Source organism: Nocardioides gansuensis, from assembly GCF_003076135.1.
GTDB classification, from domain to species: Bacteria; Actinomycetota; Actinomycetes; order Propionibacteriales; family Nocardioidaceae; genus Nocardioides; species Nocardioides gansuensis.
On the sequence record NZ_QDGZ01000009.1, the window covers coordinates 121,784 to 137,933 of the forward strand.

The 16,150-nt window shown below is 72.4% G+C and carries 19 protein-coding genes and 2 tRNA genes; 7 read left to right on the plus strand and 14 right to left on the minus strand.

What is annotated here, in order from left to right; translation table 11 throughout:
* Nucleotides 1-68 precede the first annotated feature (68 nt).
* From DDE18_RS19130 to DDE18_RS19165, 8 genes are all read right to left on the minus strand, one after another.
* Nucleotides 69-1,127, minus strand: a complete 1,059-nt coding sequence (locus DDE18_RS19130; protein ID WP_116573876.1) for a UDP-N-acetylmuramate dehydrogenase — start codon at nt 1,125-1,127, stop codon at nt 69-71.
* Complete coding sequence (locus tag DDE18_RS19135) at nt 1,120-1,518, minus strand: MaoC/PaaZ C-terminal domain-containing protein (protein WP_116573877.1); 399 nt, start codon at nt 1,516-1,518, stop codon at nt 1,120-1,122. The genes DDE18_RS19130 and DDE18_RS19135 overlap by 8 nt, the downstream gene beginning before the upstream one ends.
* Entirely contained in the window at nt 1,515-1,913 is a 399-nt protein-coding gene (locus tag DDE18_RS19140; protein WP_116573878.1) for an FAS1-like dehydratase domain-containing protein, read from the minus strand. The genes DDE18_RS19135 and DDE18_RS19140 overlap by 4 nt, the downstream gene beginning before the upstream one ends.
* 120 nt (nt 1,914-2,033) lie before the next feature.
* Nucleotides 2,034-2,204 carry a 50S ribosomal protein L33 gene (gene rpmG, locus DDE18_RS19145; protein ID WP_056887613.1) on the minus strand — a complete coding sequence of 57 codons (171 nt, stop codon included), beginning with the start codon at nt 2,202-2,204 and terminating at the stop codon, nt 2,034-2,036.
* A 39-nt stretch (nt 2,205-2,243) separates the two neighbouring features.
* Nucleotides 2,244-2,320, minus strand: a tRNA-Met gene (locus DDE18_RS19150).
* Nucleotides 2,321-2,369: 49 nt separating this feature from the next.
* Nucleotides 2,370-2,442, minus strand: a tRNA-Thr gene (locus tag DDE18_RS19155).
* Nucleotides 2,443-2,490: 48 nt separating this feature from the next.
* Entirely contained in the window at nt 2,491-3,912 is a 1,422-nt protein-coding gene (locus tag DDE18_RS19160) for an amidase (protein WP_116573879.1), read from the minus strand.
* A gap of 9 nt (nt 3,913-3,921) precedes the next feature.
* The gene (locus DDE18_RS19165; RefSeq protein WP_425437583.1) at nt 3,922-4,494 is read right to left on the minus strand and encodes a DNA-3-methyladenine glycosylase I; all 573 of its coding nucleotides are present in this window, start codon (nt 4,492-4,494) and stop codon (nt 3,922-3,924) included.
* A 164-nt stretch (nt 4,495-4,658) separates the two neighbouring features.
* Between DDE18_RS19165 and DDE18_RS19170 the strand changes: the two genes are divergently transcribed.
* Genes DDE18_RS19170 through DDE18_RS19180 form a run of 3 tightly spaced genes read left to right on the plus strand, consistent with a single transcriptional unit; the run spans nt 4,659 to nt 6,313 of the window.
* A complete protein-coding gene (locus DDE18_RS19170; RefSeq protein ID WP_116573881.1) occupies nt 4,659-4,967 on the plus strand; it encodes an ArsR/SmtB family transcription factor in 309 nt (102 codons plus the stop codon).
* Entirely contained in the window at nt 4,964-5,944 is a 981-nt protein-coding gene (locus DDE18_RS19175; RefSeq protein WP_116573882.1) for a TIGR03086 family metal-binding protein, read from the plus strand. Before DDE18_RS19170 ends, DDE18_RS19175 begins: the two co-directional genes overlap by 4 nt.
* Before the next feature lie 39 nt (nt 5,945-5,983).
* Complete coding sequence (locus tag DDE18_RS19180; RefSeq protein WP_116573883.1) at nt 5,984-6,313, plus strand: TfoX/Sxy family protein; 330 nt, start codon at nt 5,984-5,986, stop codon at nt 6,311-6,313.
* A gap of 81 nt (nt 6,314-6,394) precedes the next feature.
* Here DDE18_RS19180 and DDE18_RS19185 read toward each other — a convergent pair whose 3' ends face one another.
* Nucleotides 6,395-7,390 carry a pirin family protein gene (locus DDE18_RS19185; protein WP_165821243.1) on the minus strand — a complete coding sequence of 332 codons (996 nt, stop codon included), beginning with the start codon at nt 7,388-7,390 and terminating at the stop codon, nt 6,395-6,397.
* A 29-nt stretch (nt 7,391-7,419) separates the two neighbouring features.
* Entirely contained in the window at nt 7,420-7,833 is a 414-nt protein-coding gene (locus DDE18_RS19190) for a MarR family winged helix-turn-helix transcriptional regulator (RefSeq protein WP_116573884.1), read from the minus strand.
* A 160-nt stretch (nt 7,834-7,993) separates the two neighbouring features.
* Here DDE18_RS19190 and DDE18_RS19195 point away from each other — a divergent pair, with 160 nt between their 5' ends.
* Nucleotides 7,994-9,391, plus strand: coding sequence for an MFS transporter (locus DDE18_RS19195; protein ID WP_211754638.1), 1,398 nt, complete (start codon nt 7,994-7,996; stop codon nt 9,389-9,391).
* Between the two features lie 53 nt (nt 9,392-9,444).
* Here DDE18_RS19195 and DDE18_RS19200 read toward each other — a convergent pair whose 3' ends face one another.
* Nucleotides 9,445-9,852 (minus strand): winged helix-turn-helix transcriptional regulator, encoded by a 408-nt coding sequence (locus tag DDE18_RS19200; RefSeq protein WP_116573886.1) that lies wholly within the window; start codon nt 9,850-9,852, stop codon nt 9,445-9,447.
* 110 nt (nt 9,853-9,962) lie between these two features.
* On the opposite strand from DDE18_RS19200, the gene DDE18_RS19205 reads away from it, so the two are divergent.
* From DDE18_RS19205 to nemA, 3 genes are all read left to right on the plus strand, one after another.
* Nucleotides 9,963-10,853 (plus strand): alcohol dehydrogenase catalytic domain-containing protein, encoded by an 891-nt coding sequence (locus DDE18_RS19205; RefSeq protein ID WP_211754639.1) that lies wholly within the window; start codon nt 9,963-9,965, stop codon nt 10,851-10,853.
* Nucleotides 10,854-10,959: 106 nt separating this feature from the next.
* Nucleotides 10,960-12,069 carry a glycosyltransferase gene (locus tag DDE18_RS19210; protein ID WP_116573888.1) on the plus strand — a complete coding sequence of 370 codons (1,110 nt, stop codon included), beginning with the start codon at nt 10,960-10,962 and terminating at the stop codon, nt 12,067-12,069.
* 115 nt (nt 12,070-12,184) lie between these two features.
* Nucleotides 12,185-13,291 carry an N-ethylmaleimide reductase gene (gene nemA, locus DDE18_RS19215; RefSeq protein ID WP_133241275.1) on the plus strand — a complete coding sequence of 369 codons (1,107 nt, stop codon included), beginning with the start codon at nt 12,185-12,187 and terminating at the stop codon, nt 13,289-13,291.
* Nucleotides 13,292-13,298: 7 nt separating this feature from the next.
* Here the strand turns inward: nemA and DDE18_RS19220 are convergent, their stop codons facing one another.
* Genes DDE18_RS19220 through DDE18_RS19230 form a run of 3 tightly spaced genes read right to left on the minus strand, consistent with a single transcriptional unit; the run spans nt 13,299 to nt 16,145 of the window.
* Nucleotides 13,299-13,595 carry a DUF1905 domain-containing protein gene (locus DDE18_RS19220; protein WP_211754640.1) on the minus strand — a complete coding sequence of 99 codons (297 nt, stop codon included), beginning with the start codon at nt 13,593-13,595 and terminating at the stop codon, nt 13,299-13,301.
* A 34-nt stretch (nt 13,596-13,629) separates the two neighbouring features.
* Nucleotides 13,630-14,895, minus strand: coding sequence for a multidrug effflux MFS transporter (locus tag DDE18_RS19225; RefSeq protein WP_116573890.1), 1,266 nt, complete (start codon nt 14,893-14,895; stop codon nt 13,630-13,632).
* A 20-nt stretch (nt 14,896-14,915) separates the two neighbouring features.
* Entirely contained in the window at nt 14,916-16,145 is a 1,230-nt protein-coding gene (locus tag DDE18_RS19230; protein WP_116573891.1) for a homogentisate 1,2-dioxygenase, read from the minus strand.
* Nucleotides 16,146-16,150: the final 5 nt, after the last annotated feature.

Consider the following 16,150-nt stretch of genomic DNA (forward strand, 5'->3'; position numbering starts at 1 on the left):
GCCAGACGACGCATCTGCTCGTCGACGCCCGTGGGTGGATCTGCCCATCGGGTGTGCGGCGAGTCGGCTCAGAGGGAGCAGCCCACCAGCACGGGCTCGTTGACCAGCTCGACGCCGAAGGCGGCCCGCACCCCGTCGCGGACCTCGCGGGCCAGGGCCAGCAGGTCAGCGGTCGTCGCGCCACCACGGTTGGTCAGCGCCAGGGTGTGCTTGGTCGAGAGGGACACCGGCCGGCCGGCGAGGGCGTGGCCCTTGTCGTAGCCGGCCCTCTCGATCAGCCAGGCGGCGCTGGTCTTCACCCGGCCGTCCTCCTGCTCCCACCGCGGCGCGCCGGCCGGGAGGGCAGCGGCCTGCTCGGCCGTCAGGAGCGGGTTGGTGAAGAAGGAGCCGGCGCTCCAGGTGTCGTGGTCGGCCGGGTCCAGCACCATCCCCTTGCCGGCGCGCAGCGCCAGCACCGCACGACGTACGTCTGCCATCGGCGCGCGCTGGCCCAGCTCCACCCCGAGCGTGCGGGCCAGCTCGGCGTAGGCGACCGGCGCGCCGAGCGTGCCCTGGCGGAGCAGGAAGGTGACGTCGAGGACGACGTGACGGGAGGGATCAGCCTTGAAGCGGCTGTGCCGGTAGGAGAAGCCGCAGTCGGCCGCCGCGAAGGTGCGCACGCCCCTCAGGACGCGGTCCCAGGTGCGCACCGAGGCGACCGTGTGGGCGACCTCCTGGCCGTAGGCGCCGACGTTCTGGATCGGGGTGGCGCCGACGGACCCCGGGATGCCGGACAGCGCCTCGACGCCGACCCAGCCCTTGTCCACCGCCGTGGCGACGAGGTCGTCCCAGACCTCCCCCGCGGCGGCCTTGACGGTCACGGCACCGAGGCAGGCCAGGTCGTCGGGGCAGTCGGCGTCCGCCTCGACCCCGCGGGTGGCCACCTCGACGACGCGACCGTCGAAGCCCTCGTCGGCAACCACGAGGTTGGACCCGCCGGCCAGGACGAGCACGGGCGTGCCGGCCGCGTCGGCCTCGGAGACGGCGTCGATGAGCTCACGCTCGGTGGTGGCGACGACCCACTCGCGGGCCGGGCCACCGAGGCGCAGGGTGGTGCGGTCGCGCAGCTCGGGGGGAGCGTCAGGCACGGACCACGGCCTTCGGCATCCCGAGCACCTTCTGGCCCTCGCAGGTGACCTCGAGGGCGATCGTCGCGAGGCCGTCGGCGACCGACTTCACCGTGCCGGCGACGAGGACCTCGACGGAGCCGTCGGCTGGTACGACGACGGGCGAGGTGAACTTGGCGCCGAGCTCGACGACCTCGGCACCGTCGGTCCAGGCCGCGACGGCGCGGCCGGCCAGGGCGAGCGTCAGCATCCCGTGGGCGATCACGCCCGGCAGACCGACGCTGCGGGCGACCTCCTCGTCCTGGTGGATCGGGTTGGGGTCGCCGCTGGCCGCGGCGTAGGCGACCAGGTCGGCCCGGGTCACCGGGAACGTCTGCACCTCGAGGACGTCGCCCTGCTGGAGCGCGGTCATGCGGCACCTCCGGAGTGGACCAGGGTGGCCTTGGCCGAGCACACCAGCTCGCCGGCGGCGTCGTGGATCGCGCTCGTCGTGCCGATGATGTCCGCGCCGCCGATCTGGCGGAGCGAGGCCACGGTGAGCGTGGCGGACAGCACGTCGCCGACCCGGACGGGGCGCTCGTAGCTGAAGCGCTGCTCGCCGTGGATGATCCGGAAGAGATCGAGCTGCTCGGCATCGAGGAAGGTCTGCATGGCGTCGAAGGCCAGCACGATCGGCCACGTCGGCGGCACGCTGCCGTCGTACGCGCCTCCGATGGCCTCCGCGAAGTCTCGGACGGACTCCTCGGTCACCTCACGGGCAGGGGTCGGGGGGAACTCGCGCCCCACCAGGGTGTCGTCTACAGGCATGGGTCCGAGACTAGAGGAGGCGATGCGGGAGCGCGCGAGGCGGCCATCCAGGAAGAGGCGGCTGAAATGCGACCGACCCGCCAGATCGCTCCAGCGGGTCGGTCAGGGATTCAGCTGCGCTCAGCGGGTCTCGCGGTGAGCGGTGTGGGTGCGGCAACGCGGGCAGAACTTCTTCAGCTCGATGCGGTCGGGGTCGTTGCGGCGGTTCTTCTTGGTGATGTAGTTCCGCTCCTTGCAGTCGACGCACGCAAGCGTGATCTTGGGGCGAACGTCAGAGCTCTTGCTGGCCACGGGAAGTCCTTCGTCGATGTCTGGCTGGTGCGGTGGTGCTGGTAGCGGGGGCGGGACTCGAACCCGCGACACCACGATTATGAGCCGTGTGCTCTAACCACCTGAGCTACCCCGCCGCCGGGAGCAGCACCCCTCACCCTACGGTGCGGGAGCGCTGGAACCCAGAGCCCCTTTACGGAATCGAACCGTAGACCTACTCCTTACCATGGAGTCGCTCTGCCGACTGAGCTAAAGGGGCAACGACGGAGAAGAATACACAGGCCCCGGCGCAGTGAGAAATCGTGGTCTACGATGCCTGGCCGGGCGCGGATCCCGCCTGGATCAGGGCCCACGGGGCCGCCTGCTCGAGCTCCAAGGCGAGCTGGAGGAGCAGCGCTTCGCGGCCCCGGCCCGAGGCGAACATCATCCCCTGCGGCAGGCCGGTCGACGTCGTCGCGAGCGGCAGGCTGAGGGCCGGCTCCCCCGTCGCGTTCTGCAGCGGCGTGAAGGCGACCCAGTCGCGGAGCCGGTCCATCAGGTCGTCGTAGTCGCCCATCGGGTCGAGGTCGCCGACGGCGGGGGTCGCGGTCGCCAGCGTCGGGGTCAGCGTCGCGTCGTACGCCGCGTGGTGGCGCGCCGCGAGCCGCCCGCTCGCCCCGATCGCGGCGATCGCCAGCGGCAGCCTGTGGAGGTTGCGCCGGCAGTGGCGGGCGAGCCCGAGGGTGAGGTTGTCGAGCCGGGACGGGTCCCAGGTCGGGCCGTAGGACCTGCGGCCCGTGCGGACGAGCACCATCGCGAGCATCGACCAGTAGAGGAGGAACAGGTCGGGGAAGGACTCCGGCACCGGCGGCTCGATCTCCTCCACGGTGTGGCCGAGCGACTCCAGCAGCGCAGCCGTGCGCAGCGTCAGCTCCCGCACTTCCGGAGTCGCCTCGCGGCCGACGCTCTTCGTGGTCATAGCGATCCGCAGGCGCTTGACGCCGGGGCGGGTGATGTCGCCGACGGGAGCGAGGCTCGGGTTGCGGAAGACCTTCTCTGCCTCGCGGTAGAACGCCGCGGTGTCCCGGACGCTGCGCGTGACCACTCCGTCGGCGACGATGCGCACCGGCATGTCGCGGAACATCGTGTCCTGGGCGAGCCGGCCCCGGGTCGGCTTGAGGCCGACCAGGCCGTTGACCGAGGCAGGGATCCGGATCGAGCCACCGCCGTCGTTGGCGTGGGCGAGCGGCACCACGCCGGCCGCGACGAGTGCGGCGGCACCGGCGCTCGACGCGCCGGCGTAGTGGTCGAGGTGCCAGGGCGTGCGGACCGGCCCGAGCCGCGGGTGGTCGACCGCGCCGCTGAACCCGAACTCCGAGAGCCGGGTCTTCCCGAGAGGGACCAGGCCGGTGGCCAGGAACATCCGGGCGAACTCGCCGTCCTCGGGTCGTGGCCGGGAGACGAAGGCGTCGGTGCCGTGCTGTGTCGGCATGCCCGCGACGTCGACGTTGTCCTTGACGAACGTGGGGACCCCCGCGAAGAAGCCCGGTCGGGGGTCACGGGCCTCGGCGCGGGCGCGGTCCCAGGCGCGATGGGCGATCGCGCCGACCTGCCCGTCGACGACCTCGGCCCGCGCGATGGCCGCCTCGATGACGTCGGCGATCGACAGCCCGTCGTGCAGCGCCTCGACGAGACCCACGGCATCGAGGTCGGAGAGGGCGTCGTCGGCGAAGGCGTGCACGCGCGTCATGGCGGGAATCTAGCCCCCGCTCGCGACCCCTCTGCGGTGGCAGTCGGGCAGGTGCGGGTCGAAGAGGCCGATCGCCTCCATCAGCGCGTGCATCGTGGTCGGCCCGACGAAGGCGAAGCCCTGCTTCTTGAGCGCCTTCGACAGCGCGGTCGACTCGGGCGACGTCGTCTCGGCGTACGGCACGACCTCCCGGGCCGGCGCGTAGGAGAGGACGAAGTCCTCGAGGCCGCCCGCGGAGCGGAGCCCGACGGTCGCCCGGGCGTTGGTGATCGCGGCCTCCACCTTCAGCCGGTTGCGCACGATGCCGGTGTCGGCCATCAGGCGGGCGACGTCGTGCTCGTCGTACGCCGCGATCGTGTCGGCGTCGAAGCCGGCGAACGCCGCACGGAAGGCCGGCCGCTTGCGCAGGATCGTCAGCCAGGAGAGGCCGGACTGGAAGGCCTCCAGGGTGAGCCGCTCGAGGTAGGCCGCCTCACCGTGCACCCGCACCCCCCACTCGGCGTCGTGGTAGGCGAGGTTGAGGGGGTCGCCCGTCGCCCACGGACAGCGGGCGAGCCCGTCGTCACCGATGACTGCTCTCACGCGAGGCATCCTCCACCACCGCACCGACATCCGCCGGGGTCGGCTCTCGGCCCGCTACCGACTGCCCGCCGGCGCCGCGCTGCCCCTCACGAGGCTGCCGTGCGTACCCCTGCCGAAGTGCGCATGCTTGACACAATGCGTTAGTCGTCACTAACCTATTTGGAATGACCGATGCCTTCAGTGCTGCAGCGGAGCCGACGCGGCGCCGCATCCTGCAGCTCCTGGCGGCGCGGCCCCGCACCGTCTCCGAGATCGCCGCCGACTTCCCCGTCACCCGGTCGGCCATCTCGCAGCACCTGCTGGTGCTGGCCTCGGCCGGACTGGTCGAGGCGGAGAAGGTGGGGCGGCAGCGGATCTACCGCGTGCTGTCCAGCGGCCTGCAGGACCTGCAGGCCGAGATCGACCGCTTCTGGACCCACGAGCTCGACGAGCTCGTCGCCGACGCCCACGCCCTCAGGAGAGAAGACACATGACCACCCTGACCAAGACCGCCGTCCTGCCCTGCACCGTCGACGAGGCCTTCGCCCTCGTCACCCAGCCCGAGCGGCTGCGGCGCTGGCAGGCCGTCACCGCCCGCGTCGACCTGCGCGTCGGCGGCGACTACCGCTGGACCGTCACCCCCGGCCACATCGTCGCCGGCACCGTCAAGGAGCTCGAGCCCGGGAAGCGCATCGTGCTCGGCTGGGGCTGGGAGGGCAGCGACGACCTGCCCCTGGACAGCAGCATCGTCACCGTGACAGTCACTCCGGTCGAGGGCGGCACCGAGGTCACCCTCGTCCACGAGGGCCTGAGCCCGGAGCAGGCCGTGGGCCACGAGGAGGGCTGGGCGCACTTCCTGGGCCGGCTGGAGCAGCTGGCGACCACCGGCGACGCCGGCCAGGACGAGTGGGCGTGGGCGCCGGAGAGCCTGGACGCGCTCACCGCTGCGGAGGCGGCGCTGGCGGTGCTGCAGCCGGTGCTCCGGCGGCTCACCGAGGAGCACCTGGCCAAGCCCACGCCGTGTGCGGACTTCGACGTCCGGGCCCTGGTCGAGCACCTGGCCGGCTCGATGGTCGGCGTCGGCGGCATGTCCGGCGGCACGGTCACCGACATCAGCACGGGATCCGTCGAGGAGCGGCTCTCCGACCTCGCCGCCCAGGCGATCGAGGCATGGCGAGCCCGCGGCCTGGACGGCACGATCCCCTCGCCGCGCGGAGGCGAGATGCCGGCCGCGCTCGCCGCCGTCATCTTGTCGGTCGAGCTGCTCGTCCACGCGTGGGACCTGGCCGAGGCCAGCGGGCAGCAGGTGCGCGTCTCCGACGAGGTCGTCTCCTGGGTGCGGGACCACGCGACCCCCCTCATCGACGGCGGCCGCGGCGGTGCGTTCGCCCCCGAGGTCGAGGCACCGGAGGACGCCGACGCCCTGTCCCGCCTCGCGGCCTACGCCGGCCGCGCGAGCGTCGCTGCCTGAGGCTCGCCACCAGCCACCGGCCGCGGAAGGATCACTCCCATGAAGATGCCCAAGCCCTCCGACGAGGTGCGCGAGAGGTTCACCGAGCTCGGCTCGGCCCAGCCCGACAGCGTCGTGAAGCCGATGTTCGGCCAGCTCGGGGCGTTCGTGAACGGGAACATGTACGCCGGCCTGTTCGGTGAGCAGGTCGGCGTGAAGCTCTCCCCGGACGACCTCGAGGAGCTGCGCGCCGCGGGCGGCACGCCCTTCGGGCCCGAGGAGCGGCCGATGGGCGGCTTCCTCACGATCCCCGAGTCGGCCGACGCCGCCGAGTGGTTCGCCCGGGCGCACGCGCACATCTCGACGCTGCCGCCCAAGAAGAAGAGGTGACCTCCCCGCGGGCGGTGCGTCGGCAACCGGATCCCGGCCGCGGACGGGTGATCTCCCACCGCCCGGCGGCGAGCCGTCAGGTCAGCGGCGCTCCTTGAGGCGAGCGTTGGGCAGGGCGGGGGCGGGGATCGGCGGCAGGTGGTCGTCGAGTACGACGCCGAAGCGGCCGTCGGCGACGTCCTGGCTGTCGCCGACCACCACCCCGTCACGGGTGATCTGGGCCTGCCACTCCTCGCGGTAGCCCACGATCTCCTCGTGGGTGCGGCCGACGAAGTTCCACCACATCACGATCGACTCGCCGAAGGGTGGGCCGCCGAGGAGGAGGAGCCGGGCGTCGGCGCCGGCCTCGACGTGCAGCGACCCACGGCCGGGGGCGACGTACGCGAGCTCGTGCTGCTTGACCTCGTCGCCGTCCACCCGCACGACCCCGGTGTCGACGAGGACGCCGTGCTCGAAGGAAGTGTCGACGTCGATGTCGAGGATGGTGCCTGCCGCGAGGACCAGCTCGGCTCCGAGCAGCGGGGTGTGGGTGGCGACGGGTGAGGTCGAGCCGAGCAGCGAGCCGAGGAAGACGCGGCCCTCCCACCCTTCGCCGCCGACGGGCGGCGGCTGGTAGTGCTGGAACCCGGGATCGACGTGCCTGGCCGAGTCGGGCAGCGCGACCCACAGCTGGGCGCCGTGCAGCTCGGTCGCGGCCGGCGTCGACACCTCGGAGTGGCTGATGCCGCGACCGGCGGTCATCAGGTTCACCTCGCCCGGCCGCACCAGGGCGTGGTTGTCGGCGGAGTCACGGTGCTCGATCACGCCGGTGAACAGCCAGCTGACCGTCTGCAGGCCGGTGTGCGGGTGGGGCGCCACCTTCATGCCGCCGGTGTCGGTGACCCGGTCCGGGCCGTAGTGGTCGACGAAGCACCAGGCCCCGATCAGCGACCGCTCGCGCTGCGGCAGCGTCCGGCGCACGGTCATCGCGCGCGGCCCGCCCAGTGGCACCTCGCGCGGCACCATCACCTCGACGCCGCAGTCGGTGCGGCCGGGCGTCAGGGTCAGCTCGTCGGGATCACGCTCCGGGTTGGTCACGGCCGCCTCCTCGCCTGGGAACCGCCCATCTAGCCCGTGTCATCCTCGCCGCGCCGGTCCCAGGTGCTGTCCAGGACCGCACGATGGGTCGGCAGCGCCTCATGGTGCACCTGGCGACCCCGCTCGGTGAGGCCGACGAAGATCGCCCGTCGGTCGTCAGCGCACATGCTGCGCTCCACGAGCCCCTCGGCCTCCAGCCGGGCCACCGCCCGGGACAGGGCGCTCTGGCTCAGGTGGATGTCGCGCGCGAGTTCGGTCATCCGGCAGTGCTCGCAGTCGGCGTCGGCCAGGCGGTCCAGCGTCTCGAACTCGCTGAGGCCGATCTGGTGGCCCTCCTGGAGGGCCTTCTCCAGGGCGCAGCTGACGGCAGCGTGCCGGTCGAGCAGCTCACGCCACTCGCTCACGAGCCCTGCGCCACGCTCGGCCGTCGACTCCCTGGGCATGGGCGAATCCTAGCCGCGGGGCCCCTTCAATGCAAGGACAATTTATGTTGGCGCAATTAATGCGCACGCATGTATCGTTCCGGCCATGACATCTTCAGCAACGTCACCAGCGACCGAGACGACGACGGGTGCCACTCAGTGGACCCCTCGTCTGTGGGCCATGTTGGTCACCCTGTGCATCGTGCTGTTCCTGGACGGCCTCGACGTGTCGATGATCGGGGTCGCACTGCCGTCGATCGGTGCGGAGCTCGACCTGTCCACGTCGTCCCTGCAGTGGCTGGTCAGCGGCTACATCCTCGGCTACGGCGGCCTCCTGCTGCTGGGTGGACGCACGGCGGACCTGCTCGGGCGGCGCAAGGTGTTCCTGATCGCGCTGGCCGTCTTCGCCCTCGCCTCCCTGGCCGGCGGCCTGGTCGACTCGGGGCCGCTCCTCATCCTGACGCGGCTGATCAAGGGCATGGCCGCCGCGTTCACCGCGCCGACCGGCCTCTCGATCATCACCACGAACTTCGAAGAGGGGCCCGCGCGCACCAAGGCGCTGTCCATCTACACGGTGTTCGGGGCAGGCGGCTACTCCTCGGGCCTCCTCTTCGGCGGCCTGATGACGGGGGTCGGCTGGCGCTGGACGTTCCTGCTGCCGGTGCCGATCGCCCTGGCCGCGCTCGCGGCCGCCTACGTCCTGCTGCCGCACGACGAGCAGGCCGAGGAGGGCGGGCATGACCTCCTCGGAGGGGTGCTCTCCACGGCAGGGATGCTGCTGCTGGTCTACACGATCGTCACCGCGCCCGACGCCGGCTGGGGCTCGGCCCGCACGGTCGGCTCCTTCGTGGCGGCGGCGGCGCTCTTCACCACGTTCGCCCTCGTCGAGAGCCGGGTCAGGCACCCGCTCATCCGCCTCGGCATCCTGCGCAAGGCGACACTCGTCCGGGCCAGCCTCGCCATCGTGGCCGTGGCCGGGTCCTACTTCGCCTGGCAGTTCATCGTGACCCTCTACCTCCAGAACGACCTGGGCTGGTCTCCGCTGCAGCTGGCGCTGGCCCTGCTGCCGGTCGGGCTGATGGTGACGCTGTCAGCGCTCGTGTCGAACAGGCTGGTCGATCGCTTCGGCACCGGACCGGTCATCGCGGTCACGATGTCCGTGATGGCCGTCGGCTACCTGCTGTTCCTCCGCCTGGACACGGCGCCGTCGTACCCGACCATGATCCTGCCCGCCCTGCTCCTGATCGGCGTCGGATGGATCGGGTTCCCCGCCATCAACATCCAGGCCACCTCGGGCATCCACGACGACGAGCAAGGACTGGCCGCCGGAGTGCTGCAGACCTCGATGCAGGTGGGCGCCGCCATCGTGCTCGCCGTCACGACCGCGCTGATCGCGTCGGGGTCCGGCGGCGGAACGTCACCAGCCGCGATGCTCGACGCCTACCGGCCCGGCCTGGTGCTCGCGGCTGCGATCGCGCTGGTCGGGGCTCTGGTCGCGGTGCTCGGGGTCGTCCCCCGGCGCAGCACCCGCACCGTCCTCGAGGAGGACCTGGAGGACGACCTGGCACCCGTCGCCTGAGCGAGACCACACCGACCTGGACGCCGGCGCACTGGGCCGGGCGTCCAGGTCGGTCATCGCGCCTCCTGCCGGCGGTCGTAGGTCTCCTGCGCCTCGGCGACCTCGGGCATGTGTGCCTCCGCCCAGGCCTTGAGCTGGCGGATCGGGCCGAGGATCGAGCGGCCGAGCGGGGTCAGCTCATAGTCGACGCGCACCGGCACCGACGGTGTCACGTGGCGAGCCACGAGCCCGTCGCGCTCGAGCGTGCGCAGGGTCTGGGTGAGCATCTTCTGGCTCACGCCCGCCAGGTGGCGTGAGATCTCGGAGAAGCGCTGGGGGCCGTCGGCGAGGGCGGTGATCACGAGCACGACCCACTTGTCTGAGATGCGGTCCAGCAGCTTGCGGCTCGGACACTCCGCCAGGTAGGCGTCGAACGCCATCTTGTCCTGCTGCCTGCGTTGCGCCGCCGTGAGTGTCGGCACGGTGCCTCACTTCCCGCCAGGTGACTACCCGACTTTCTCGTACCTACTTCCCATCAGAGACTAACTCCCCGATGGTATGCGCGTCAGCCCCTTCACGAGAGGACATCACGATGCACGCCCTTGTCTCCCGCACCGGCCAGCCCTCCCCCACGACCGCCGACGTCGGCGTCCCCGTCCCGGGCCCGGGCGAGGTCCTGGTCGAGGTGGTCGCGGCCGCCGTCAATCCCGTCGACGCGTTCGTCGCGTCGGGCTCCGGCCACGAGGTCTTCGGCCTTCCCGAGGAGGTCGGCCTCGGCTGGGACGTCGCCGGCCGCGTGGCCGCGCTCGGCCCCGGCGTCGACGGCTTCGAGGTCGGCGAGGCCGTCGCCGGCCTGCACGACGACCTGGCGTCGCCGGTCCGCGCCCACGCGGCGTTCACGGTGCTGCCCGCCGCTGCCCTCGCCCGGGTCCCCGACGGCCTCGACCTGACGGAGGCCGCCAGCATCCCGCTCAACGCACTCACCGCCGCCCAGGCCCTCGACCTGCTCGGTCCCGCCGGCGGCCGCAGCCTCCTGGTCACCGGTGCCGCCGGCGCGGTGGGCGGCCACGCCGTCGCCCTGGCCGCCGCCTCCGGGTGGCGCGTCGCCGGCCTGGCGCGGCCGGCCGACGCGGTGTTCGTGCGCCGCGCCGGCGGCGAGGTCGTCAACGAGCCGGAGCCCGCGTCGTACGACGCCGTGCTGGACACCGCGGTGCTGGACGCCGTGGCCATGGCGGCCGTGCGTGACGGCGGCGAGCACGTGAGCGTGCTCCCGCCCGCACCTCCGGCCTCGGAGCGCGGCATCCGGGTGCAGGCGGTCCAGGTCCAGGCGGACGGCCAGCGGCTGGGCGAGCTGCTCGCCCGCAGCGCGGCCGGCGAGCTGGAGGTCCGGGTCGCCGGCACGGCGCCCCTGGCCGAGGCCTCGGCGGTCTACGAGAAGGTCGCCGGCGGTGGCCAGCGCGGCCGCTGGCTCCTGCTGCCCTGACGCGGAGGTGGTGCGGCCGGTGGCCCCGGCCGCACCACCACCACCCGTCGTGTCGCATCCACCTCAGCCTCGCCGTTCGTTCACCGGGCTGCGGCAGCGTGCCTCCATGCGCATCGCCCAGCTCGCCAACTTCATCGGCCCCGCGTCGGGGGGCATGAAGACCGCCGTGCACGCGCTCGGAGAGGGCTACGCCGGCGCCGGCTGCGAGCGGCTGCTGGTGATCCCCGGTCCGAACGACGCGCGCACGAGCACGCCGATGGGCGACGTCGTCCAGCTCCGCGCACCGCGTGTGGGCGGGGGCTATCGCCTGATCGTGGAGCCCTGGCGGGTGATCGAGGTGCTCGAGGACTGGCGGCCGACCTCGGTCGAGCTCAGCGACAAGCTGACCCTGCTGCCCGTGGCCCGCTGGGCCCGCCGCAACGGGGTCGGCTCGGTGCTGTTCTCCCACGAGCGGCTCGACGACATGTTCACCATGCGCACCGGCCTCGAGACGATGCCCAAGGTCTCGATCGCGCTGCTCAACCGGATCCTGGTCCGCAGCTTCGACACGGTCGTGGTCACCTCGCGCTATGCGCAGCGCGAGTTCCAGAAGGTCGCCGACAGCGCCGGCTGCCCGATGGTGCGGGTGCCACTCGGGGTCGACCTCGAGACGTTCCGCCCGCACCCGACGACGCCGTCGGACGTGCTCCGGCTGACCCACTTCGGGCGGCTCTCGCGAGAGAAGAGCCCGCACCTCGCCGTCGCCGCGGCTGTCGAGCTGCACCGGCGCGGGGTTCCGGTCCAGCTCGACGTCTACGGCGAGGGCCCGCACCTGCACGAGCTCGTGGAGCTCGCCGGCAGCGCCCCGGTCACCTTCCACGGCTTCGTCGACGGGCGCGAGGACCTCAACCGCCGGGTCGCGGCGGCCGACGTCTCGCTGAGCGTGTGCCCGGGCGAGACGTTCGGGCTCGCCGTGCTGGAGGCGCTCGCGTCGGGCACCCCGGTCGTCACAGCCGACCGGGGCGGCGCCCGCGAGCTGGTCGACGAGGCCTCGGGCGCCTGGGGCAGCCCCCACCCGGCGGCGCTGGCCGACGCCGTCCTGCACGTCGCGGCCCGCTCGGTGGGGGCCCGGCGGGCGGCCGCCCGGACCCGTGCCGAGCAGTTCCCGTGGAGCGCCACGGTCGAGTCGATGCTCGGGGTGCACGAGCGGGTGCGGCGCACCGCCCGGGTCGCCTGAGCGCCGCTGTAACGCCGGGTCACCTGCTGTAGACCCCATGAAATCTCATAGGTGGAACAAGCGCTAACCCGGCGTTACAGGGAACAGACGGCCCGACCTGCCGGTTGGCGACGTCGTGGCCACCCTCTTCGACCCCCTCGACCTCGGCTCGCTGAGCCTCCCGAACCGCGTCCTGATGGCGCCGCTCACCCGGATGCGCGCGACGCCTCCCGGCGACGTGCCCAACGAGCTGATGCGCGACTACTACGTGCAGCGCGCGAGCGCCGGCCTGCTGATCAGCGAGGGCACCCAGGTCTCGCCCGAGGGCAAGGGCTACATGGACACGCCGGGCATCCACAGCCCCGAGCAGGTGGCCGGCTGGCGGACGGTCACCGACGCGGTCCACGACGCCGGCGGCCGGATCGCCGCCCAGCTCTGGCACACCGGACGCGTCTCGCACGAGTCGCTCCACGACGGCGAGCTCCCGGTCTCCGCCAGCGCCGTGCCCTACCGCAATCGCACCACGGTCCGCGGTGAGGACGGCAGCCCGACCCGCGTCGACTGCCCGACGCCGCGCGCGCTCGGGCTCGACGAGCTCCCGCGCGTCGTGGACGACTACCGCCGGGCCACGGTCAACGCCCGCGAGGCCGGCTTCGACATGGCGGAGATCCACGCCGCCCACGGCTACCTCCTCCACCAGTTCCTCTCCCCCGACAGCAACCACCGCGACGACGAGTACGGCGGGTCGCTGGAGTCGCGCGCCCGCCTGCTGCTCGAGGTGGTGGACGCCACGGTCGACGCGTGGTCGGCCGACCGCGTCGGCGTACGGATCTCCCCCATCGGCCGCTTCAACGGCCTCGAGGACCCGGACGGTGCGACCACCGGGCTCTACGTCGCCCGCGCGCTCGCCGAGCGCGGCATCGCCTTCCTGCACCTCTCCGAGCCCGACTGGGCCGGGGGCCCGGTGCTGGACGACGACTTCCGGAAGGCGCTGCGCGAGGCGTTCCCCGGCGTGATCGTGGGCGCCGGCAGCTACGACGCCTCGAAGGCCGAGCGCCTGCTCGAGGCCGGCCTGATCGACGCGGCCGCCTTCGGCCGGACGTTCATCGCCAACCCCGACCTCCCGGCGAGGCTGCGCGATGGCCTGCCGCTCAACGAGCCGGACGCGTCCACCTTCTACGGCGGCGGCGCGGAGGGCTACACCGACTACCCGGCGTACTCCGAGGACCCCGAGGACAGCTGACGCCCCGTCACTCGACGACGTCGAGGGCCACGGCGACGGGGTCACCGGCGTCGAGGCCCTCGGCGCGGCGGACAGCCTGCTTGACCGGCAGCACGAAGCAGCCCGACTTCTTGTCCGGGAAGACCGACGTGCGCCACGTCGTCGACCCGACGGTCACCTCGACGCGCACCGAGCCGAAGCCGCGAGGCGGGCCCGATGCGACGCGGATCCCGTCGCTCGCCTCGGCGGGGACCGTGACGAAGAACCAGCCGTCCAGCGCCTCGTCCCAGCGCCACAGCTGCGCCTCGAACTCGTGCTCGGCCATGGCACCGATCATGCCGCGAGGCACCGACACCGCCTCACAGGGACGCGGTGGGCTCCAGCTCCTCCGGGCAGGGAGGTACGACGGGGGCGCGGCGCTCGATCGTCGCGTGCCACCACCACAGGGCGGCTCCGAGCACCACGATGACGAGGGCGGCGACCGCCAGCCCGAGCGTGGACGTCGCCACGAGCGGCGTCAGGGCCACGGCCGCCACCGCGTTGAAGACGAGGGTGATGAAGGTGGCCGACGAGACCACCGCCCCACGACGAGCGGGGAAGAGGTCGAGCAGCATGAGCTGCAGCGCGGGGTAGGCCATGCCGTTGCCGAGCGCGATCAGGCTGGGACCGGCCACGGCCCACCAGATGACGCCGGCGACCGGCGACGCGGCGATCGCCACGCCGACCACGCCGGCGACCACGGTCGTGACGAAGCCGATGGAGACGAGCAGCCGGGCGGTGATCCGGCCCGCGGAGCGACCGCTGATCCAGGAGCCCACCATCATCGCGCCGATCATCGGCACGAAGAACTTCCAGAAGTCGAGCTCGCCCTGGCCGAGCAGGTCGACGACGAAGATGGCCGCGCCGCCGATGTAGAGGAACTGGGCGCCGAACGCCAGGGTCGCCGCCCACGCGACCCGGTGGAACGCCGCATGCCGTGCGACCTCGGTCAGCCCCCGCAGCACCTCGCCGACGCGCAGCGGCACCCGGGCCGACGGCGGGTGGGTCTCCGGCAGCACGAGCAGCACCATGGCGATCAGCAGCAGGCCCAGCCCGGCCTGGAAGCCGAACACCAGTGGCCACGGCCCGACCTGCAGCAGGGCGCCACCGATCACCGGGGCGATCGCCGGCGCGAGCCCGAAGATCAGCGCCACCCGGCTCATCAGCCGCTGGGCGGTCTCGCCCTCGAAGAGGTCGCGGATCACCGTCCGGCTCACGATCGTCGCGCCGCCGGCACTGAGTCCCTGCAGGACCCGCGTCGCGAGCAGCAGGGCGAGTGAGGGGGCGAACATCGCGGCGACCGACGCGACGACGTACACCGCGACGGACCAGAGGATGACGGGGCGCCGGCCGATGGCGTCGGACAGCGGCCCGTGGAAGACGCTCATCACCGCGAAGGAGGCGAGGTAGGCCGTCACGACCAGCTGCATCTCGCCGGATGCGACCCCGAAGTCGCTCGCCATCTCCGGGAACGCCGGGAACGGGGTGTCGATGCTGAACGGGCCGATCATCGACAGCATCGCCAGCACGACCGGCACGGCCACTGCGACCTTCCAGGACGCGGTGCTTGGCGACGGAGCGGTCATGCCGGCGAGTCTCGCAGCCGTCAGCTGTTGGAGAAGACCGCGGGCCCGCCGTCCTCGCCGGTGGTGCGGCCCGCCCAGCTCCAGGCGTACGCCGGGTCCTCGACCGCGAGCCCGCCCTCTCCGATCCCGAGCGGGGCGAAGGTGTCGACCATGACGGCCGACTCCTCGAAGCGCTCGGCGCCCAGGGACGCCTCGATGGCGCTGGGCTGCGGCCCGTGGGCGTAGCCGCCCGGATGCAGCGACACCGAGCCGATGGCGATACCGGAGCCCTTGCGGGCCTCGTAGTCGCCGCCGACGTAGAACATCACCTCGTCGCTGTCGACGTTGGAGTGGTAGTAGGGCACCGGGACGGCGAGCTCGTGGTAGTCGACCTTGCGGGGCAGGAAGTTGCAGATCACGAAGTTCCAGCCCTCGAAGACCTGGTGGACCGGGGGCGGCTGGTGGACCTTGCCGGTGATCGGCATGAAGTCGTCGATGTTGAACGTGTAGGGGTAGAGGCAGCCGTCCCAGCCGACGACGTCGAAGGGGTGGGTCGCGTAGGTCATCCGGGTGCCGACGACCTGGCCGCCGACCCGGTGCTTGACGAGCACGTCGACGTCGCTCTCCGCCTCGTCGACCGGCGGCATCAGCTGGGTCGGGCCGTGGAGGTCGCGCTCGCAGTAGGGCGCGTGCTCGAGGAACTGGCCGAACCGCGACAGGTAGCGCTTCGGCGGGTGGATGTGGCTGTTGGCCTCGATGGCGTAGAGGCGGCTGCTCTGGTTGGGCACCCACCGGTGGGTGGTGGACCGCGGGATCAGGACATAGTCGCCGGACCGGTAGGGCAGGGGGCCGAAGACGGTCTCGACCGTGCCGCCGCCGGACTCGACGAAGACGCACTCGTCGCCGATGGCGTTGCGGTAGAGCGAGGACGGATCGGTGCCGGTCACGACGTAGGAGATCCGGACGTCGTTGTTGCCGAGCACCAGCCGGCGGCCCTCGACGGGATCGCCGTACTCACCGCCCACGAAGAGCGTGTGCAGGCGCAGGTGGCGCGCTTTGAGCGGGTGGTTGGGGGCCAGCGTCTGGTCGCCCGGCTCCCAGACCTGGCTGTCGACGAGCGCCGACGGCACGCCTCGGTGGTAGAGCAGCGCGGAGTCGGAGGAGAAGCCCTCCTCCCCCACCAACTCCTCGAAGAGCAGCTGGCCGGTGTCGTCCCGGTGCTGGGTGTGGCGCTGGCGCGGGATCTCGCCGAGTGTGCGGTAGTGCGGCATGGTCG